General features: G+C 31.9%; 20 protein-coding genes. 9 read left to right on the plus strand and 11 right to left on the minus strand.

Translation table 11 applies throughout. The annotated features are described in order from the left end of the window. Positions 1 to 43: 43 nt before the first annotated feature. Complete coding sequence (locus DUZ96_RS08240) at positions 44 to 865, minus strand: DUF1853 family protein (protein ID WP_114301465.1); 822 nt, start codon at positions 863 to 865, stop codon at positions 44 to 46. Between the two features lie 154 nt (positions 866 to 1,019). Between DUZ96_RS08240 and DUZ96_RS08245 the strand changes: the two genes are divergently transcribed. Together DUZ96_RS08245 and truA are read left to right on the plus strand one after the other, a co-directional pair. Then, the gene (locus DUZ96_RS08245) at positions 1,020 to 1,583 is read left to right on the plus strand and encodes a DUF4251 domain-containing protein (protein ID WP_181855254.1); all 564 of its coding nucleotides are present in this window, start codon (positions 1,020 to 1,022) and stop codon (positions 1,581 to 1,583) included. A gap of 40 nt (positions 1,584 to 1,623) precedes the next feature. Then, entirely contained in the window at positions 1,624 to 2,409 is a 786-nt protein-coding gene (truA, locus tag DUZ96_RS08250) for a tRNA pseudouridine(38-40) synthase TruA (protein ID WP_114301467.1), read from the plus strand. Here truA and DUZ96_RS08255 read toward each other — a convergent pair. The 3 genes from DUZ96_RS08255 to DUZ96_RS08265 all read right to left on the minus strand — a co-directional run bounded on the left by DUZ96_RS08255 (position 2,406) and on the right by DUZ96_RS08265 (position 5,002). Continuing rightward, a complete protein-coding gene (locus DUZ96_RS08255) occupies positions 2,406 to 4,133 on the minus strand; it encodes a sodium:solute symporter family protein (protein ID WP_114301468.1) in 1,728 nt (575 codons plus the stop codon). The genes truA and DUZ96_RS08255 overlap by 4 nt on opposite strands. A gap of 90 nt (positions 4,134 to 4,223) precedes the next feature. Continuing rightward, on the minus strand, positions 4,224 to 4,643 hold the full coding sequence (locus DUZ96_RS08260) for a hypothetical protein (RefSeq protein WP_114301469.1): 420 nt from the start codon (positions 4,641 to 4,643) through the stop codon (positions 4,224 to 4,226). Between the two features lie 137 nt (positions 4,644 to 4,780). Next, on the minus strand, positions 4,781 to 5,002 hold the full coding sequence (locus DUZ96_RS08265; RefSeq protein WP_114301470.1) for a hypothetical protein: 222 nt from the start codon (positions 5,000 to 5,002) through the stop codon (positions 4,781 to 4,783). A 189-nt stretch (positions 5,003 to 5,191) separates the two neighbouring features. Here DUZ96_RS08265 and DUZ96_RS08270 point away from each other — a divergent pair, with 189 nt between their 5' ends. Further along, the gene (locus DUZ96_RS08270) at positions 5,192 to 5,869 is read left to right on the plus strand and encodes a DUF2461 domain-containing protein (RefSeq protein ID WP_114301471.1); all 678 of its coding nucleotides are present in this window, start codon (positions 5,192 to 5,194) and stop codon (positions 5,867 to 5,869) included. On the opposite strand, the gene DUZ96_RS08275 is transcribed toward DUZ96_RS08270, so the two are convergent. The 3 genes from DUZ96_RS08275 to DUZ96_RS08285 form a co-directional block, all read right to left on the minus strand. Then, positions 5,866 to 6,282, minus strand: coding sequence for a glyoxalase (locus DUZ96_RS08275; RefSeq protein WP_114301472.1), 417 nt, complete (start codon positions 6,280 to 6,282; stop codon positions 5,866 to 5,868). The two genes, DUZ96_RS08270 and DUZ96_RS08275, sit on opposite strands and share 4 nt — an antisense overlap. Positions 6,283 to 6,397: 115 nt before the next feature. Next, complete coding sequence (locus DUZ96_RS08280) at positions 6,398 to 7,642, minus strand: mechanosensitive ion channel family protein (protein ID WP_114301473.1); 1,245 nt, start codon at positions 7,640 to 7,642, stop codon at positions 6,398 to 6,400. Further along, the gene (locus DUZ96_RS08285) at positions 7,629 to 7,922 is read right to left on the minus strand and encodes a DUF3817 domain-containing protein (RefSeq protein WP_181855255.1); all 294 of its coding nucleotides are present in this window, start codon (positions 7,920 to 7,922) and stop codon (positions 7,629 to 7,631) included. Before DUZ96_RS08285 ends, DUZ96_RS08280 begins: the two co-directional genes overlap by 14 nt. Positions 7,923 to 8,073: 151 nt before the next feature. Between DUZ96_RS08285 and DUZ96_RS08290 the strand changes: the two genes are divergently transcribed. The 4 genes from DUZ96_RS08290 to DUZ96_RS08305 all read left to right on the plus strand — a co-directional run bounded on the left by DUZ96_RS08290 (position 8,074) and on the right by DUZ96_RS08305 (position 10,947). Continuing rightward, positions 8,074 to 8,562 carry a DUF4251 domain-containing protein gene (locus tag DUZ96_RS08290; RefSeq protein ID WP_114301474.1) on the plus strand — a complete coding sequence of 163 codons (489 nt, stop codon included), beginning with the start codon at positions 8,074 to 8,076 and terminating at the stop codon, positions 8,560 to 8,562. Beyond that, complete coding sequence (locus tag DUZ96_RS08295; RefSeq protein WP_114301475.1) at positions 8,563 to 9,843, plus strand: NAD(P)/FAD-dependent oxidoreductase; 1,281 nt, start codon at positions 8,563 to 8,565, stop codon at positions 9,841 to 9,843. Positions 9,844 to 10,013: 170 nt separating this feature from the next. Continuing rightward, complete coding sequence (locus DUZ96_RS08300; RefSeq protein WP_114301476.1) at positions 10,014 to 10,472, plus strand: cold-shock protein; 459 nt, start codon at positions 10,014 to 10,016, stop codon at positions 10,470 to 10,472. Between the two features lie 7 nt (positions 10,473 to 10,479). Continuing rightward, entirely contained in the window at positions 10,480 to 10,947 is a 468-nt protein-coding gene (locus tag DUZ96_RS08305; protein ID WP_114301477.1) for a GyrI-like domain-containing protein, read from the plus strand. Here DUZ96_RS08305 and DUZ96_RS08310 read toward each other — a convergent pair. Then, on the minus strand, positions 10,936 to 11,874 hold the full coding sequence (locus DUZ96_RS08310) for a peptidoglycan DD-metalloendopeptidase family protein (protein ID WP_114301478.1): 939 nt from the start codon (positions 11,872 to 11,874) through the stop codon (positions 10,936 to 10,938). The two genes, DUZ96_RS08305 and DUZ96_RS08310, sit on opposite strands and share 12 nt — an antisense overlap. Before the next feature lie 124 nt (positions 11,875 to 11,998). Between DUZ96_RS08310 and DUZ96_RS08315 the strand changes: the two genes are divergently transcribed. After that, the gene (locus DUZ96_RS08315) at positions 11,999 to 13,552 is read left to right on the plus strand and encodes a DEAD/DEAH box helicase (protein ID WP_114301479.1); all 1,554 of its coding nucleotides are present in this window, start codon (positions 11,999 to 12,001) and stop codon (positions 13,550 to 13,552) included. A 156-nt stretch (positions 13,553 to 13,708) separates the two neighbouring features. Beyond that, on the plus strand, positions 13,709 to 16,516 hold the full coding sequence (locus DUZ96_RS08320; RefSeq protein WP_181855256.1) for a prolyl oligopeptidase family serine peptidase: 2,808 nt from the start codon (positions 13,709 to 13,711) through the stop codon (positions 16,514 to 16,516). Positions 16,517 to 16,551: 35 nt separating this feature from the next. Here the strand turns inward: DUZ96_RS08320 and DUZ96_RS08325 are convergent, their stop codons facing one another. The 3 genes from DUZ96_RS08325 to DUZ96_RS08335 all read right to left on the minus strand — a co-directional run bounded on the left by DUZ96_RS08325 (position 16,552) and on the right by DUZ96_RS08335 (position 20,064). Continuing rightward, positions 16,552 to 17,172, minus strand: coding sequence for a YqaA family protein (locus DUZ96_RS08325; protein WP_114301481.1), 621 nt, complete (start codon positions 17,170 to 17,172; stop codon positions 16,552 to 16,554). A 510-nt stretch (positions 17,173 to 17,682) separates the two neighbouring features. Next, positions 17,683 to 18,339 carry a hypothetical protein gene (locus tag DUZ96_RS08330; protein ID WP_114301482.1) on the minus strand — a complete coding sequence of 219 codons (657 nt, stop codon included), beginning with the start codon at positions 18,337 to 18,339 and terminating at the stop codon, positions 17,683 to 17,685. A gap of 243 nt (positions 18,340 to 18,582) precedes the next feature. Further along, positions 18,583 to 20,064, minus strand: coding sequence for a glycoside hydrolase family 30 beta sandwich domain-containing protein (locus DUZ96_RS08335; RefSeq protein ID WP_114301483.1), 1,482 nt, complete (start codon positions 20,062 to 20,064; stop codon positions 18,583 to 18,585). Positions 20,065 to 20,170 lie beyond the last annotated feature (106 nt).

Genomic DNA, 20,170 nt, shown 5'->3' on the forward strand with positions numbered 1-20,170 from the left:
ATATATTTTATAATAATGATGCACCCTTTTTCTTATTTAAAATTCACCACCATGTAACAAAATATTTTTGTAAGCTATTATTTTCCTGTTTTACCCAAATAAGAGGTGATCTATTTTCATTGATAAACTTCTTGATTTTAGCATGTGCTGTATTAAAATCTAACCATTTTATATTACTTCTGATTTTGCACAGCCATTCTAATTTAGTAGGTATATAAAATTGACAATTCTTCAAGGACTCTATTAAATTATAATTGAAATACTCACCCGTAAGGCACTGTTCATTTAAAGGTTTAAGCTTTTCTGCATTACTTTTATAAGGTACAAAAAGCTGTGCTTTAAAGCATGTGAGTTGCTTAATTTTAGCCACATCAATACCTAGGCTTTTGATTGCTGAAATAGCTTCAGGCTTAAAGAGAAGTGGTAATTGCCTATTTTTTAACTTGTTGAGCTTGTAAATCAAACTATCCTTTCTGTTGGGTCCAATCCAATGCCCAAGTGAATCATTAGGATCAGCATTAGAATCGAACAGATAGAATTTATAAATAATTTCTAAATGAATTGGTTGTTGTTCTAGAAGAAACAATAGATCTAGCTCACCAGTGGTCTCCTTTTCTTTATTTATCTGTAAGTTCTCTGCAATTATTTCTGCATTAGATAGATTTTGTATCTGAAATGACACAAACTTTTCTACTAGATTCCCAAGACGAATTGAATTAAATTCCTTATCTCTAATAAAGAGCTTGGATGTCGAATCCGGAACATATTGCTCCATATTAAATACCTTTTTGTCTTTCCAAAGTAGAGGAGTGCCCTGATAGCCATTAAACATTTCTTGTAATATTTCTTTGTCGTGAGAATTCACTTTTCAATTCTTTTGAAAATAATTAAAACCTAGCTTATGACATGTTTTTAAGCATAAAGTAAAAGTACCTTTATTGATGCAATTTTCAAGGAATTTTAATATTTAAAAAACACATAATTATTATCTTTAAATGTGTGATTTAATATTCTATATTGTGAAATTAAGGTTTGTTTTGTTGTATTTAATCTTTACCATATTATTTGCTTGTGGTAGTTCAAAAAAAGAATTCTCTCCTGAGGAAATTAAGAAGGAAGAAGAATTAAGAGAAATGGTTCGGGCCAAATTATTTAAATTTGATGCTAAGTTTGCTTATCCTATGCAATCTAATGATGTAATACGGGCTACTAATGCATTAATGAAAGGTACTCAAAACTTGGGAGGTCAAATAAATTTGTCAAGCAATGGTGATTTTTTAATTTTAGATGGTGACACTGCAAAAGGTAGTTTGTCATTTTTTGGAGAAATGCGTAATGTGGGATTCAGTGATATTTCAGATAATGGTATTAATTTTTCTGGTCTATATACCGATTTTTCAATCGAAGAAAAGAAAGATGGCGATAAAATTATTATTCAATTTGACGCTAATAGTACCGTGGAACAATTTAGGATTAGAATGGTTGTATTTACTAACTACAAGAGCAATATGATCGTTTACGGTTCTAATAGGACTGCGATAAGATATACAGAAGAAATACTACCATTAGACAAAGACAACTAGTTTATTTGTGTAGTTACTTCAAAATGGCGTTCTTGTATTTATGTTTAATAAACGCTATTACTACCTCATTAAAATTCAGTATTTAGGTTATCGTTTTCATGGTTGGCAAAAACAACCTGATGTAAAAACATTGCATTTAATGATCGATAGGACGTTTAAGTTCATTTTAGGCGATCAAAAATTTAAAACTTTAGGTGCAGGAAGAACGGATGCAATGGTTTCTGCCAATGAAGCCGCATTAGAGCTGTTTCTTTATGACAAGCCGATAGAGGATTTTGATGCCTTTCTTCAATTATTCAACCATAATTTACCCCAAGACATTAGAGCATTAAAGATTAAAGAGGTAGACCAAAAATTTAATATAATTCAAGATTCTAAAATTAAGGAATATCATTATGTTTTCTCTGAAGGCACTAAAAATCACCCGTTTTGTGCGCCAATTTTATCTACCATTTTAGATCGGTTAGATGTAGAATTAATGAAAGAAGGTGCGAGGTTATTTGAGGGTACTCATAATTTTAAATCTTATTGCTATCGCGCAACTAACAAAGGTGAATATATTAGAACAATTGAAAAATCTGTAATTACCAATAATAACATATATTCCGCTAATTTCTTTCCCGAATCAACATATGTATTTAAAATTAGAGGAAAAGGATTTATGCGTAATCAAATTAGATTAATGTTTGGTTGTTTGATAAAATTAGGAAGGGGAGAAGTAACCCTAGATTATATTGCTTCAACATTAAAAGATGATAGCCAGGAAGTTATGGATTATATTGCTCCTGCATCAGGTTTAATACTCCATTCCTTAGATTTTGATTAATCAGTTTTCTGGATAATTTTTACTATAATTATACAGGCTATTGTACTTAAGCTTAAAAGAATAATTCCCTTAATAGTATTACCATAAATAAAACTACCTATACCGAATAATGTTGAATACACTCCTAAGGTACCAATAATGAATGCTACGATTTTTAATCCAAAACCATTAAATTTAGATTTACCAGCAAAAACCAAGCTATCAAACTCATCTATTGTCTTTTGATTTGTAGGTTTGGTAAATACAGTCACCAAGACCCAACCCAATGTGGTAATTACAACTCCAGTGACTAATTGCCAATGTGACGGTAAATCTATGATATGAACATCTAACTTTCCATTAATGAAAAAGAATAATGCAATAGAAAATGAAATCACCATTGCAGCTATTTCACTAAATGGATTCACGCGATGCCAAAACCATCTAAGTATAAAAAGCAAACCAGTACCAGCACCTATCTGTAATAACAGGTTAAATACATCCTTTGCAGATTGCAAATAAAAAGAAAACCAAGCTGCTAAAATCATCAATAAAACAGTAGAAATTCTACCAAAGCGTACTTTTTGTTTTTCTGATGCTTCTTTATTAATGAATCTACTATAAAAATCATTAACTACATAAGAACTTCCCCAATTCAATTGAGTTGATATAGTACTCATAAATGCAGCGATTAAGGATGTCATAACAATTCCTATTAGTCCTGCAGGTAAATATGTCATCATAGCGGCATAAGCAACATCATCTCCTTGCATCTCAGCAGTTAGACCTGGAAATGCACTTGAAATAGAATTAAGGTCTGGGAATATAACTAATGAAGCAAGACCTACAATAATCCACGGCCAAGGCCTCATTGCATAATGTGCAAAATTAAAGAACAAGGTTGCCCAAGTTGCGTGTTTTTCGTTCTTAGCAGCTAACATTCTCTGAGCAATATATCCACCACCACCTGGTTCGGCACCAGGATACCATGTACTCCACCATTGAACAGCAAGAGGAATAATTAATAGGGTAATTAAAGCCTCGGTATTATTAAAATCAGGAAAAAAATCTAATTTAGAACTTACACTATCATGAGTTAAGAGCGCTGACAAACCATTTATTTCAGGTAGACCAACAATATAGATCGTGGCCCAAATACTACCAATCATTGCAATAATAAATTGAATGAAATCGGTTATAAGTACACCTTTCAATCCTCCTAAAGATGCATAAAAAACAACAATTATTGAAGAATATATTAAGGTTTGCTCTTGTGAAAAACCAAGCAAAATATTAGCAATTTTTACTCCGGCTAAACATACACCAGCCATTGTAATAATGTTAAATATTACACCTAAATAAATGGCTCTAAATCCCCTTAAAAATGCAGCACTTTTACCAGTATATCTAAGTTCATAAAATTCAAGATCAGTTGTAATACCACTTCTTCTCCATAGTTTTGCATAAAAAAATACAGTTAGCATACCTGTAAGCAATAATGCCCACCAAACCCAATTGCCAGATACACCATCATTTCTAACCAATTCAGTCACAAGTCCTGGTGTATCAGCCGCAAATGTGGTTGCTACCATACTTACACCTAATAACCACCAAGGCATATTTCTACCAGAGAGAAAAAACTCATTAGTGTTTTTACCAGCGCGTTTGGAAACATATACACCAATAAATGCAAATAAGCTTAAAAAGAAAATGATTATTACCCAATCAATTGTACCTAACTTCATAATTTTTATTTGTTACCAAATCTAATATTTTAAAACCAAAAAAGGCATTAGTAAATACTAATACCTCTTTATTGATTGGTTGGTTAATTTTTAAGATATCCAGTTCTTAGATGATGAATGTCTAGCAAACCAAACTAGTACAACACAAATTACCATTACCATTATTGGCATTGTTAAACTCATACCCTCAACGTTTATAAATAAATAAACATGCTGAACTATGGCAGACAGAGCTGATAAAACAAACATTGAGATTGCCCATTTTTTTCTGATCAATAAGAAAAGAGCTCCTAAGGCACCACCGAATACTGCTAAGGCAAATGCTGCAGTATACCATGCAGGATATTCCACTAGAAATTCTGCTTGCTGTTCTTCTGGAAGTGCCGCAATCATTTCGTCTGTAGCAAATGCTCTGCCCAAATAGGCCATTATACCCATTGCATTCCAGACTAAAGCTAATACACTAATAATCCAAAACCATACTGGTGGTTTTTGTGTTGTTGATGTCATAATATTGATGATTTAGTTAGTTATACCTATTACAATTTATAAAAAAACAATTAAAAATGTTTGATAAATTGATTTTACACAAAGAAAAAAGGGCGTTAGTTTTTGCTAACACCCTTTAATTTAAAATATTAAATTTCTTATTCTACAACATGTAATTTTGGCTCTTTATCTACAAATTTACCGTTAACAGATTCACCAAGAATGATGACCTCTTTAGAACGCTCGTACATTTTAATTGCACGATGCATTTGTAATTTTGTACCACTGTAAAGTTTAACACCTGATTTTGAGCCTTTGTTTCTAATTTCAATGTAAAAACCATCCTTTAATTTGGTTGGTCTAGTTGCTGGTCTACCCATAAATTTATTGTGAATTTTAAATAGGAGTGCATGATAGTGAAAATTATATCACTACGCAAGTTTATTTTTTAACATTTGAGTTTTGGGGCTATTAAGAAACTTCAATCATTAGAAGAATCGTTAATTCATAGTTAAGTAAATACCATATTTAAAAGGCTTTTTCTATTTTTATATAAATAGTTAAATACAATGGTCAATACAATTCCAAAAGAGACTCTTCCTTTTCTAAAAAAATTATCCAAAAACAACAATAGAGATTGGTTTAACGATAATAAAGCAGAATTTAAAGCAATAGAAACCAAAGTAAAGGAAGCCTACAACTCTCTTGGTGAATTATTGAATAACCATGATCAAATAGATAAGGTAAAAGTTTTTAGAATTTATAGAGATGTAAGATTTTCTAAAAATAAACTTCCATATAAAACCCATTTCGGTGGTTCGTTTCATAGAAAAAAACCTGAATTGAGAGGTGGCTACTATTTGCATCTACAACCAAAAAATGAGTCATTTATTGCTACTGGATTTTGGGAGCCAAACAAGGAAGATTTGTTCAGGATAAGAAAAGAGTTTGAAATGGATGATAGTGAAATACGTGAAATATTAAATCAGACAAAATTCAATAATACTTGGGGAGGTTTTGTTGGTGACGAATTAAAAACAGCTCCAAAGGGATTTGATAAAGAACACCAAGCAATTGATTTGATTAGGAAAAAGCAATTTATATTTATTAAAAAATATACTGATAAAGAGGTTAATTCAAAGGGTTTCCTAGATGATGTAAACACCTCATTTGTCAATGTGAGACCATTCTTTGATTATATGAGTGATGTTCTCACAACAAATTTAAATGGAGAATCTTTGCTTTAGACAGCCTTTAGAACATCTGGCTTTATAAACAATTGAATGCTATTTATTAGGCGATTCTTTACAATATTCATCATACGCTTATTTAATGCAGACGAATTTTGAATATAAGTATCGTACTCTTCAATTGTAAATTGGCCAATAATCATACCCTTAATAGAATTTCTAAACTTCATGTCCTTGTGAATAGCATTTTCCATATAATCTAACTGCTTTTGTAATGACAGTTCATAAAATACATTCTTGCGCTTAGAAATATAATTTTTAAAGACGGCAACAAATAAATCATGTTGCATTTTTATTATAGGTCTTAGGGTTTCATTTTGAAACTTTTCGTCAGCACTCATTGCTTCATAAATTTTAGCAGAGGCTATAATAGGTCTAATAGTGTGTAGGTTTTCGGATCGTTTGTTCATGATTAGGTAGGATTAATTTGGAATTAAATTTAATTATTAACCCTAAGAATATTTTTATAGCATCGATATCTTGTTAACGTTGTTATTAACAATGCCGTTTTAAGTTATCTAAAAGTTAATCAGAATTTGCAACACTTAGTTCGTAAATTTCTAAATCAAAATAAGATACAGAAGCTAAAACATGATCAAAAATATCACCCATAATAAACTCATAATTTTGCCAGCGTATGTCTGCACTAAATGCATAAATCTCCATTGGTATACCTTGAGGTGTTGGTTCTAGTTGACGGACCATTAAAGTCATATTATGGTTTATAGCTGAGTGATTCTCAACATAGGTTAAAAGGTATTTTCTAAACACTCCAAAATTGGTCAAATTGCGCCCATTGATAAGCACAGATTTATCAATAGCATTATCTGTATTAAACGTTTTAATCTCTTTTGATTTTTGTTCTATGAAACTAGATATTAATTGAATTTTTTTAAAGCGCTGAATATCTTCATCCGTTAAAAATTTTATAGTCGAAGTTTTTATAATAACTGATCGTTTTATCCTCCTACCACCAGAAGACATCATACCTCTCCAGTTCTTAAAAGAATCAGATATCAAAGCATATGTCGGAATGGTTGTTATTGTTTTATCCCAATTTTGCACTTTAACAGTTGCCAGGTTTATTTCTATGACATCACCATCAGCACCATATTTCTCAAAAGTAATCCAGTCTCCAATACGCACCATGTCATTAATAGACACTTGAATACTTGCTACAAACCCTAAAATAGTGTCTTTAAAAATTAACAGGATAACTGCAGATGCAGTACCAAGGGTAAATGCAAATTTCAAAAAAGTAATACCTGTAAGGATAGAAAAGATTCCAAAGACGCCTAAAATCCATGCAAATATCATAAATACTTGTATGTAACTATCAACAGGTTTGTCTTTATATTTAGCTAATGTTTTTAGATAGTCTTTAATAGAATTTAAAAAACTTCTAATTATCCTAAGCGTTAATATTACAGTAATAACTTTTAAAGTTTTTTCAATAATATCTTCGGCATATTCAAAATCTGTAAAAACCTCAGGAACAAATTCTATAAGAATTATAAGCGGAATTATGTGCGCTATGTTTCTTGGTAGTTTATTACTAATTAGGATATCATCAAAATTGGTTTTAGTCCGTTTTGCAAGACCAGCAGAAAAACGCCAAAGAAGTCTTTTTGTAATAAAATCAACTACAAACGCAATAACTAATACAGCTAACAATAAACAAATCATGTTTATGTACTGAGCTGAAGTTTCTGAAAACCCCTTTTCCATCAAGAGGTCATATATATAATGTCTTATACTAAGCGTTTTCATTTCTTAAATATTTTTTGTCAATATAGAAAGTTCCAAAAGGAATTATTGCGGCAACAAGGACAATAAATAATGTTTTGTTAGGCCATTTTAATTCAGCACCAAGCATTACTGCAAGGACTATATAGGCCATAAAAAATAAACCATGTGGCATACCTAGCATTTTTACAAATTGTGGGTCATCTTGTAAATATTTGATAGGCACTGCAATGAATAGTAATAAAATGTATGAAAGCCCTTCGAGAATAGCAGTAATTCTGAATAGTGGCAACAGTTTTGTCATTAGAAAATATTTGTACAAAAATACATGAGAATTGTATTTTAAATGGTGTTTTTAACAGCTTTTAATAAAAAATATTAATACTCAATTTCGATTAATTATCTTTAGCATGTTATATACATGAAACCAATCTTTAAATACACTGAGCATACAAATGAAAAACCTATTTTATGAATTCTTAAAATCAATCTCATTAGTTTTTATCATTTTTATTTTTTCAATTTCAGGTATAACAGCTCAATCCCATAAAACAGATAATATTACACTTGAAAAAACATATGAGAGAAATAAGACAATTATAGAAAGTAACTCATATGAGTTTAGATCTCTCATGGTTTATGATGGTTCACAACGCGAAAAAAACTATAGTAAGGTATCCTTTATTGAAAACAAGTTATCTGGGTCATTAATACCTATTACAAGTTCTAAATCTAGTGTTGTTTCATTTGAAAAGGACAGAATTAAGAATTACAAAGTGCAAACCAATGATGAAAACCAATCAGTAGAACTGTCATTTGACCTTGCTTCTGGAGAAATGTCATTTCAATTCAATATTAGAATAATGCCAAATGGTAAGGCTTTTTTGAAGGTTTATTCATTGAATGAAGAAATAGAATACATAGGTACAATCTTTAGACAATAAATGGAAAGAGAGGAATATATAATTCATATTATTGGTGCTGGAATTAGCGGGTTAATAGCAGCTAAAACTTTAGAAGCTAATGGTTATAGGCCAATCATTCTAGAATCTTCTGATAATGTTGGTGGTAGAGTTAAAACGGACATTGTTGATGGATATCAATTAGATCATGGTTTTCAAGTATTACTTGATGCTTATCCAAAAGCTCAAGAGCATTTGGATTATAATGACTTAGACCTTCAAAAATTTTTACCAGGTGCAACCATTTTTACTAATGCTAAGTCACAAACCATAGGAGATCCAAGTCGTAATTTAGGTTTGTTGTTACCAACCATAATGGCATCAGTCGGTACACTAAGTGACAAATTGAAAATATTGAAGTTAAACAGACAGTTAAAAAAGAAATCCATAAATCAAATTTTTCAGGAAAAATCACAATCTACTCTAGAATATTTAAAGGATTATGGATTTTCAGATAAGATAATTGATAATTTCTTTAAACCATTTTTCTCTGGAATATTCTTAGAACCTGAACTCAGAACTCTCAGTATTATGTTTGAGTTTGTCTATAAGATGTTTGGAGAGGGATCTGCTACACTTCCAAAAGCTGGAATCGGAGCAATACCTAATCAAATTAAAGACCAACTTAAACATACCCAATTTAGATTTAACACTAAGGTTAAATCTGTAGAAGACAATAGAATACTATTAGATAATGGTGAAGTATTAGATACACATTTCACAATTATCGCCACTTCACCAAGTCAATTTATTTCAAATTTAAAGGATCAGGAACAACAGTGGAAATCTTGTTATTGTTTATATTTTGAAGTCGATAAACGTAACATTGATAAGCCTCTAATCGGTTTAGTGGCTGATAATGATGCCTTAATTAATAATATCTTTTTTCATAATAGTATCAAGACCTCTTCTAGAGGTGATAATGAATTGCTTTCTGTCACTGTAGTAAAAGAGCATCAATTAAATGAACAACAACTAACTGAGAGGGTAGAACAAGACCTGAAAAAGTATTGCAATATTGAAGTTTTAAAATTTATCAAAACCTACCATATAAAGCAGGCTTTACCAGACTTAGAATATTTGCAATACGAGATTTCACCAACTGAAACACAATTGAAGCCAAACATATATTTAGCCGGAGACCATTTATTAAATGGATCATTAAATGGAGCGATGTTGTCAGGTGAACGGGCTGCTCAAGGTTTAATCATGAGTTTAGAGGATGGCCTTGTTGTTGAAAACTTATCTTCAGAGTACATATAATTTTAAAAAGAAACAGTACCTTTACACTAAGTTTATTGAAGGTACACCTCACAAGTAACAAGTATTCCAAGTTATTTTTTCGGTATTTTAAGATTCTCTGTTTCGTAAGTTATTTAGTAATCATTATTAGTATTTTCTTAAGCAAGTGAATATTAATTTTAAATCATTACATGGGTAGATCACAACAGACATTTAGTAAAAGTGAAAAAGAAAAAAAGAGATTAAAAAAGCGTGAAGACAAACGCAAAAAAATGGAGGCGCGTAAACTTGCCAAAGAAGAAGGTGGGTCTCAGGGAATACCAATAGCTTACGTTGATTATAATGGTAATTTAACTGATACACCTCCAGATCCTTCTATGAAAGTAAAAGTAAAGGCCGAAAATATTGAAATCGGTATTCCAAAAAAGGAAGAAGGTGATGAGGAAGAGTTTGATCCGATTAGAAAAGGTAAGGTTTCATTTTACGACAGCTCAAAGGGATTTGGTTTTATAATAGACACAGAAACAAACGAGAAATACTTCACCCACGTTAGTGGTATAATCGATGATATAATTGAAAATGATAAGGTTACTTTTGAACTCGAGAAAGGACAAAGGGGAATGAATGCTGTGAGAGTTAAAAAATCGTAGTCAACTATTGAATCCAACTATTAAGACAATTGGTGAAAAACACCTTATAGGAATGCGAGGTAGTATGCATCATGGTGAAATGCATAAAATTATTGCTTTGTGGAAACAGTTTATGCCAAATAAATTTAAGGTGACCAATACTCTAAATGAAGAACTTATTGCTCTGCAGAACTATAAAGACTTTTCTAACACCAAATTGGCTTTTGATATTTGGGCATGTGCAGAAGTGTCTGACTTAAATAATATTCCAGAAGGGTTGAGTGGCCTAACTATTCCTGCAGGCGAGTATGCAGTTTTTGTTCTAAAGGGAATGGATGCTGGTGCATTATACCGTGAAATATTGTCTGAGTGGTTACCAAATTCTGGCTATAAAGTAGATAGTAGGCCTCATTTTCAAGTTATGGGAAAGAAATATATCAATAATAGTGATAAGTCTGAAGAGGACGTTTATTTACCAATAAAATCAAAGCTCTAATATTAGCTTCTGGCCAATTCTGAGAGTTGAGTTTTTCCTGATTGAATTAGACTTACAAATTGAAGCAATAGTTATATTATTTCTGTTAGAAATTCTTGACAAAGTATCACCTTTTCTAACTATATAAACCTTTGTTTGTTTAATTAAACTCTTACGAGCTTCCTCTTCAGTTTCATACAACGCTAGTTTAGTCAGTCGTCTAGAGTTATGATATCTTGTTCTCGTCCATTTACGTGTTACCCAAAGCTCTTTAGAACGTACTTTATTGTCTTCGGTAATTTCAAATAAATATTCAGGGTGAATATATTCCCCTTTAAAACTGGTTACGAGATGTAAATGACTCCCTCTGGAGTTGCCCGTATTACCACCTTTACCAAGGTACTGACCTTTTGAAACACTATCATTTGCTTTAACTCCAATACGAGAAAGATGAGCATATGTTGTTTCTAAACCGTTGTAATGTCTAACAACAACTGTTTTACCGTGACCTCCGCTATATCTTGCAAAACGTACTATACCATCTAACATTGAGACTACACTATCTCCTGTAACCAAATCTATATCAATACCTTTATGAGGTCTGCCTCGACGCCAGCCATATCTAGATGTAATAACTTTTTCCTTTAAAATTGGTGATGCATAAACCGAGTCTTCAAAAAATATTTTAAACGGATAATCAGGTGCATAGTCTTTGTAGGGATTATATACTATCGTATTCCAGTGATCCTCCTTTATGTTTAATATAGATTTTATATTTAGAACTGAGTCTTTTTCAATCAGTGGTATTTCTATTTCATTTGGATTTGCCAGTTTATTAAGCGATGCAACAGGAAGTTGAATCTTTAAGCTTCTATGTGAAGGGTTTTCCTGTGATTGTACATAAAGTGTAATAACTAGACATATGAAACATAAAAGGGATTTTTTCATTTTTGTTATATACTATATACTGAAAGAATGCAAAATTAACACAATTATTGTTGAACTCAAATCGCTTTAACATCTGTTAAAATAGACTATTTTTGTACCTCAATAATTAACAAACATAGTAAGTATGTCTCAAGATAATCAAACAGTCCAAGAAAAGAAGACTGATAAAGAATTATACGACTACCAACAAGGTGCCATTAGTAAAATTTTCGAAAAATTTGATACAGCTCCTTATGATTATCATTTATTGTATCAATTACCAACCGGAGGAGGGAAGACGGTAATTTTTTCTGAAATGGTTCGTCAATACCTAAAAAACCATAATAAAAAGGTTCTTGTAATGACACACCGTATTGAGCTTTGTAATCAGACTTCTAAAATGCTCACTAGTTTTGGTGTTACCAATAAGATTGTAAGTAGCAATGCAAATCTAGATAATCAAGCTGAGTACACTTGTTTTGTTGCAATGGTTGAGACTTTAAATAACAGGTTAAACGATAATATGCTAGACATTTCTGATGTTGGGCTGGTTATTATTGATGAGGCACACTATAATTCATTTACTAAATTATTCAAGTTCTTTGAAAAATCGTTCATATTAGGTGTTACGGCAACCCCTTTAAGTTCTAACAAGGACTTACCAATGAAGGACAATTATAATGAGTTAATTGCGGGTGAAACTATTGAAAACCTTATCGAAAACGAATTTTTGGCTAGAGCAGAAACCTATGCTTACGACATGGGACTTACGTCCTTAGAAATAGGTTCAAATGGTGATTATACTGTGAAATCTTCAGAAGATTTATATACTAGCCCTGCAATGTTGCAAAAAACAATTGATGCCTATAAAAAACATTCACTAGGGAAGAAGACTTTGATTTTTAATAATGGTATTAATACTTCAATTAGTGTTTATTATGCCTTTAGACAAGCAGGCCTGCCCATAATGCATTTAGATAATACGGCAAATAAAAAACAAAGAAGGCAAATTCTAGATTGGTTTCATGAAACACCGGATGCCATTTTAACTTCAGTAAGTATCCTTACCACTGGCTTTGATGAACCTACAATTGACACTATTCTTTTAAATAGAGCAACAAAATCTCTTACGCTCTACTATCAGATGGTAGGACGAGGATCTAGAATTTTGAACAATAAATCTAAATTTACTATCATAGATTTAGGGAATAACTTGTATCGTTTTGGACCTTGGGGAGCTGACCTAGACTGGCAATTAATATTTAAGTCACCTAATTGGTATGCAGATCGTATTAAAAGTGACGAAGCCATTGAGGCCAACTTTAAACATGAATTGGCAGATGAAATTAAGGATGAATTTTCTAAATCAGAAGTTACTTATTTTGATATTCGTCAGTGCTACAAAGATGCTGTGGATAACGGAGAATCGTCAAAGGTGGTGCTTGAACGGTCTATAGAGCATCACGCTAAAATATGTATCGAAAACAGTGAGGATGTATATGATGCCATAGCTTTAGCAAAACTGCTTAAAGATGATATAAATCAAAGAATTGAAACTTACGCCAAGTGTATAAGTAAAAGCACCCATAATTTCTTGAAGTGGTTAAAAGATGACTACAAAATGAAATTAAACTCTTATCTACGGGCTAATTTTGATGAGAAATTTGAGGAAATACATGGTTATCCTCCTAAGGATTAAATAATGTATATAATAGATTATTCTGAGATTTGAGTGGGTAAATTAACCATTCTTCTATTTAAATATTGAATAATTTTGAACAAAAGCTAGTATATGGCAGTGCACTGTATACACAAGGACGTGGTTACGAAAACAATAATTAAACTGAAAAATTATATGAGAATTTTAATGATTTTAGGGCTGTTATTCTTTACAATAAATACAACAGCACAGAAGAAAGTAATGCAGCACGAAGATAAGGCATTATGGAACCGTATTAGAAATGTTGAAGTTTCAAATTCAGGTGATTATATGCTTTATAATCTTGGACCAGAGGAAAAAGACCAAAAACTTCATTTACACGATATGGATGGCAGAAAAATAATGACCTATGAACGCAGTAAAGGTGGTGCATTTTCATATGATTCTAAACATGTAGTGTTTGCAGTCAATGCTTTAAAGGATAGTATTAGAGAAATGAAGCGTAAAAAGTTGAAAAAGAAAGATTTACCAAAGGATTCTTTACTGATTTATAATTTAGATAGTAAATCACTGCAAAAGATTCCGAATGTAAAATCCTATAAAATGCCAGAAAAATGGTCTGGAATAGTTGCTTATACGTTAGAAGCACCAAAATCTACCAATAAAGACACTTCAAAATCAAAAGAGAATGATACCACTAAAGTTAAAAAGAAATTAAAAAAGGTCTCTAAAGACAATGGTTTTCATCTGGTAATAAGAAACCTAGAAACAGGTGTTGAAGACACTCTTAAATACGTACATCGCTATGCCATGGCTAAGGAAGGACGTCATCTGGTTTATGCAACTTCAGGCACAATAGATAGCCTTGGAGGTGGTGTTTATAGTTATGATATAGACAAAGCTTCCAAGACTTTGTTAATGTCTAGTCACCATAAAACTAAATATCCTCAGTTGGGTATATCAGAATCAGGTAGACGCATAGGTTTTGTGGTAGATGCGGACTCAACTAAAAGCTTAATAAAAATGCCTAAACTCTATGCTTGGAATCAAGGAGATACTACTGCTAAATTAATAGCAGATTCTAAAGAAAATGGCGCAAATATGTTGGTTTCTAGTGATGAACAATTAAGATTTTCAAAAAATGAAAACCGATTATTCTTTGGGTTACAAACAACACCAATTGTTCAAGACACAACTTTACTTGATGAGGAAATCGTTAACGTAGAAGTTTGGACTTATGATGAACCTAGATTATATACTGTTCAAGAATTAGATCTAAAAAACGATAAGAAAAAAGCGTATATGAGTTTATACGATTTTACCAGCAATAAGGTTATCCCAGTTGCCGATACAGAATATGACTTAGCAAGATACAGTGATGAAGGGAATAGTAGATATGCAGTTTTAGGTAACCAAACACCGTATTTATTACAGAGTCAATGGACGGCCCAGCGTCCAATGGATATGCAACGCTTAGATTTAAATACTGGCGAACGCACTGATATAGCTAAGAAAGTATATGGAGGAAGTTCAATAAGTCCAAAAGGAAACTATCTATATGGCTATAGCCGAAAGGATAGCACTTGGTACACTTATAACCTTAACACTTTAAAGTATACTGCATTAACTAAGGGACGTCAATTTTATAACGAATTACACGATTATCCGGATGACCCATACAGTTACGGTTATGCAGGGTGGACCGAGAATGATGCTAAATTCCTGATTTATGATCGTTTTGATATTTGGTCATTTGATCCTGATACTGGAAAACCAGAAAATTTAACCAATGGTAGAGCATCTAAGGTTCGTTACCGTTATGTAAAGTTAGATAATGAAGAAAGATCAATTTCTGAAAGTAAAAATTGGATGTTAAGCACATTCAATGAAGGCAATAAATATGGCGGAACGGCGAGTTACAATCCAAAACGAAAGTCACTAAAACAATTAGAAGAAGGACCATATTCATATGGTCAAATTGCAATGGCACAAAACGATAAAAAGAATCGACTTGTATTCACCAGACAGTCCTTCACAGATTTCCCTAATTTTTGGAGTACTAATCTTTCATTTAAATCACCAAAGCAAATAACAGATGCTAATCCACAACAAGGTGATTATAACTGGGGAACTTCAGAAATGGTAGAATGGACTTCTTTAGATGGCAAACTTTTAAGAGGAATGTTGATTAAACCAGAAAATTTTGATTCTAAAAAGAAATATCCATTAATCGTTAATTTCTATGAGAAAAGCTCTGACGGATTGTATCGTCATCGAGCACCAAGCTATGGTCGTAGTACAATAAACTATCCGTTCTATGCAAGTAGAGGTTATGTAATTTTTAATCCTGATGTATACTATCGAGATGGTTATCCTGGTGAAAGTGCTTTTAACTGTGTTATTCCTGGAATAACCATGTTAATTGAAAAAGGCTTTATAGACAAGGATAATATTGGAGTTCAAGGTCATAGTTGGGGAGGATATCAAATCGCATACCTGGTTACCAAAACAGATATTTTTAAAGCTGCCGAATCTGGTGCCCCGGTTCCAAACATGATTAGCGCTTATGGTGGAATTCGTTGGTGGACAGGTCTAAGCCGTCAATTCCAATACGAACATACACAAAGTAGAATAGGAGGTACGCCTTGGGAATACCCCCAACGCTATATTGAAAATTCTCCGATTTTCAATATCGATAAAATTAATACACCACTATTGATAATGCATAATGATGCTGATGGTCATGTGCCATGGTATCAAGGTATTGAGTTTTTTGTGAGTTTAAGACGTCTTGGAAAACCTTCTTGGTTCTTGAATTATAACGACGAACCACATTGGCCACTAAAAATGCAAAACCGTGTGGATTTTAATATAAGAATGGCGCAATTTTTTGATTATTATTTAAAAGGAGAACCAAAGCCTATTTGGATGGATCGTGGCGTTCCTGCTATTGAAAAAGGTATTAATCAAGGTTATGAATACATTGACAGCGATAAGGATTAAAAAATTATATACCAACTATAAAAAAATACATATCTCTATAACATACTGAAAATAACAAAGCCATATGCGAAAATGCGAATGATGCGCAATGAACCATAATACATAACACTTTTAAAAGGGTAATTAATAATACCTGCTGTCATGCACGATACTGCAAATGGCAATGGTAATATGGCTCCGATTACGATGAGTATACCGCCCCATTTTTTCGAGTTTCTAAGTTGTTTTGCCATTTTCACCTCTAAATAGTTATGAACAGTTGGCATAGTTGTAATGCATTTTCCGAACCAATAGGCCATTAAACCTCCAGAGTAAGACAATAATGCCAAAATACTTAAATACTGCCATGGTCTTGGCATATTACCAGACCAGGCGATAAATATCTCAGGAGGCACAAGACCAAGTATAGTTTCTGAAACAAAGAAGAAACCTAAAACACCATAAACTGGTAATAGTTGTGTAACGCGTTCTAAAGTCAAATTAATATCAACAAACTGATTTAACGTAACAATTGCTGCAATAAAACCAACTATATATGGAAAGGCATTTTTCAATGCAAGCAAAACAAATTCATAAAAACCGGTATATGAATAATATTGATGTAGTAATTGAATTCTAGATTTGGTCGAATTAGATCGTAATCGAGATAGTTTCATTTAGATTAAGTTTTTTTAATTTGGAGTGGAACGAATTTATAAAATAAATGTGTATAAAATAGATTAATGAATTAATAATTCGTTAAAACGTTTATATATGTAGTAAAAATATTACTATTTAAATACTGAATTTTATTATGAAGTAAAAAAATAATTAATATTTATTATAGGAAAGCGGTAAGCTCAAAATACTATTTTACATAATATAAATTATAAGACAATTGTTATTATTTGGTTTTCTATGTGAGTGTACAATAACCAATGGTCTATTTCTAATAACCTACAAAAAGTATACTATAACTCTAATAGTAGTACATATAGAATATATGAAGTAGAAATCAAAAAGGACAATGAAATTAAAAATTTGAAATTCAAAATTGACAGTGAAGTTAATAACAAGGCATATGTTGCGCTGAATTAAATATCTTTTAGAGAATTGGAAATTTAAAATCTAACGCAATTTTAAAGGCCAACTTTCTTCAAAGTTGGCCTTCTTTAATTTCTGTGATATTATATTTTTCTGACCAATATAATTGCATTAGAATTAAAACAGGAGCCTAGAAATGTCTCTCCTCCAAAATTAGAATTAAAACTAATGACATACGGTTGATATCCTGCTTTTGTTGATGTCCAATAAAACAATGTTTCATCAAAATCTCCAATATTTTGTAGATGAAGGTTATTAAAGATAGTTTCTGCAGAACTACGACTTGGTATAAACCAATCGTCATAGGAATTATGATTTAGGTCATAAGCAATTTTAAATGCATAATCGTCGCTACCAAATTCTAAACCATTTGGAACACTACTATTATCAGCTAAATTCCCATTAACAATTTGTTCGGTGTTTAACTCCCCATCACCAATTGCTTCACCATTAGTTAAATCAAAATGATCGCCCCAAGATTTAGTTCCAATTTGAGAATAATTTGTTGCAACCATTAATGAACCATCCATCTCATTAACATAATAAATGTATCCACCACCATATTCTAATCCATAGAATACCTCAGCGCCTAAAGCGTTTGTAATATCTAAGACTGCAACACCATTTTCTAGATTTTCTATAATCGAGAGGTTGTTATTAAAGACAGTTGGATCTACTGTATCATCATCTGAACAATTGGAAATTAGAAATGCTAAAAGAATAAATACTGATTTTTTCATAATAATTTAGTTTGTTTTAATATATAACATGTTACGTCCATAAATCCCTACCCTTTATTACTAATTTCTAAAAAAAGCCCCTGAATAACAAGAGCTTTTATTTTGATGAGTCTTGAATGTTTCTTTTTAATGATATTAAGTATCAATTACTTTATGTTTCATTCAACTATTTCAAAACTAATAATTAAATGAGTATCTGAGAACATCGCTTTTAACACAATATTATACTATTTTATCCTTTTTCTAATATATAATCGATTGCATAGCATGAGCTGGTATATCTAAAGCTATTTCACTCTCACCGACTAATAGTTTATAGGCTATTGGTTCATCTGTTTTATTCATCACTACAGTAACTATTTGCCCATCTGGATTTTGAAAAGATGAGCTCTCTATAGTACTTCTACTTGCTGTAGTACTTATAAGTTTTGCACCTGGTTTAACAAATTTTGAAAAATGACCTATATAATAATATGTTGGTGTGTAAATAAGTTCATTATTTTGAGTATCCGCGTGTATTGGTGCAAAGCAAAAATTTTGAACGTGATTTGGCCCACCGTTTTCATTTAACAGAATATTCCAATCGGTCCAACCTACTGTTCCGCTATTAAAATCGTTTATCATAGAATTGCCGTATCGCTCTGCATTTGACCAACGTTGGTATTGGGTAGGATCGAACTTTTCCTGACAACCTTCGGTAAATAGTAAATTCTTAGTTGGGAAGGATTCTTTAACGTTTTTTAGATTATCATATTTTGGATCACCACCTGTCCATGTTTCATACCAATGAAACCCTATTCCCCAAGCATACTTAAATGCCTCAGGATCCTCAAAAATAGTATTCGCTCTATGCGAAATTAAGTCTCTGTTATGATCCCAAACTACAATATTCTTATCGCTATAGCCGTTAGATTCGAAGGTTGGGCCTAAATAGTTTTTTAGAAAATCTCGTTCTTCTTCTGCTGTATAGATACAAGACTCCCATCGTTGTACTGCCATAGGTTCATTTTGAATGGTAACTCCCCAAACAGGTATTCCTTCCGCTTCGTACGCTTGAATAAACTTCACAAAATAATCCGCCCAAGTCTGATTATATTCTGGTAACAATTTACCACCTTGAAGCATGTGTTTATTTGTTTTCATAAAAGCAGGTGGACTCCATGGACTAGCATAAAACACTAAATCATCCTTAATAAGTGCTTGCGCACGTTTAATCATAGGAATTCGTTTTACCTTATCCTTCTTTATTGAAAATGTTTTAAGTTCCTTATCCCCTTCTTCAATATAGGTGTGGCTTCCTATACCAAAATCGCTGCTATGAATACTAGTTCTTATGATATTATAATTTATACCATCATCTGAAAAATAGGCGTTTAGTAATTCCTCTTGTTTATCTTCAGTTAATTTTGAAAAAACCTCGGCAGACGCATCTGTAATAGCACCTCCAATTCCTAAAAACTCTTGGAATTTTTTCTCTGGATTTACAAAAACAGCTATTTCCGTTTCTAAGGGTTGATTTGCGTTTGTAAATTGATTTTCTGAGTCTAAAGCCAACCTTTTATCTGTATTTTGAGCTGTTAGGTAAACGGTCGCATTATTACCTGTAAAATTCTTACCTACAGTGGCTTGGGTGTCCTCAAAAGTTGCCTTTTCATTCTTGTTATTATTATCATTACAAGAAACGTAAAGTAGTATTATTACTGAGAAGTAGAATAATTTTTTCATTAATGAATTTAGTTTTTATTGAGCAAAATTGATTTGATTGGTTTTAGCCTTAAATATACTGATTATTAGAATTATATACGAATAAAAAAAGCACCATTACTGGCAC

This window comes from Winogradskyella sp. KYW1333, from assembly GCF_003335675.1.
In the GTDB taxonomy this organism is placed as follows: domain Bacteria; phylum Bacteroidota; class Bacteroidia; order Flavobacteriales; family Flavobacteriaceae; genus Winogradskyella.

Coding starts and splice junctions, on each gene's coding strand:
- DUZ96_RS08300 (WP_114301476.1), top strand. CDS start 10,014: ATGGGTAGATCACAACAGACATTTAGTAAAAGTGAAAAAGAAAAAAAG.
- DUZ96_RS08260 (WP_114301469.1), bottom strand. CDS start 4,643: ATGACATCAACAACACAAAAACCACCAGTATGGTTTTGGATTATTAGT.
- DUZ96_RS08315 (WP_114301479.1), top strand. CDS start 11,999: ATGTCTCAAGATAATCAAACAGTCCAAGAAAAGAAGACTGATAAAGAA.
- DUZ96_RS08335 (WP_114301483.1), bottom strand. CDS start 20,064: ATGAAAAAATTATTCTACTTCTCAGTAATAATACTACTTTACGTTTCT.
- DUZ96_RS08275 (WP_114301472.1), bottom strand. CDS start 6,282: ATGAACAAACGATCCGAAAACCTACACACTATTAGACCTATTATAGCC.
- DUZ96_RS08330 (WP_114301482.1), bottom strand. CDS start 18,339: ATGAAAAAATCAGTATTTATTCTTTTAGCATTTCTAATTTCCAATTGT.
- DUZ96_RS08280 (WP_114301473.1), bottom strand. CDS start 7,642: ATGAAAACGCTTAGTATAAGACATTATATATATGACCTCTTGATGGAA.
- DUZ96_RS08285 (WP_181855255.1), bottom strand. CDS start 7,922: ATGACAAAACTGTTGCCACTATTCAGAATTACTGCTATTCTCGAAGGG.
- DUZ96_RS08255 (WP_114301468.1), bottom strand. CDS start 4,133: ATGAAGTTAGGTACAATTGATTGGGTAATAATCATTTTCTTTTTAAGC.
- DUZ96_RS08290 (WP_114301474.1), top strand. CDS start 8,074: ATGAAAAACCTATTTTATGAATTCTTAAAATCAATCTCATTAGTTTTT.
- DUZ96_RS08295 (WP_114301475.1), top strand. CDS start 8,563: ATGGAAAGAGAGGAATATATAATTCATATTATTGGTGCTGGAATTAGC.
- DUZ96_RS08270 (WP_114301471.1), top strand. CDS start 5,192: ATGGTCAATACAATTCCAAAAGAGACTCTTCCTTTTCTAAAAAAATTA.
- truA (WP_114301467.1), top strand. CDS start 1,624: ATGTTTAATAAACGCTATTACTACCTCATTAAAATTCAGTATTTAGGT.
- DUZ96_RS08320 (WP_181855256.1), top strand. CDS start 13,709: ATGAGAATTTTAATGATTTTAGGGCTGTTATTCTTTACAATAAATACA.
- DUZ96_RS08325 (WP_114301481.1), bottom strand. CDS start 17,172: ATGAAACTATCTCGATTACGATCTAATTCGACCAAATCTAGAATTCAA.
- DUZ96_RS08310 (WP_114301478.1), bottom strand. CDS start 11,874: ATGAAAAAATCCCTTTTATGTTTCATATGTCTAGTTATTACACTTTAT.
- DUZ96_RS08265 (WP_114301470.1), bottom strand. CDS start 5,002: ATGGGTAGACCAGCAACTAGACCAACCAAATTAAAGGATGGTTTTTAC.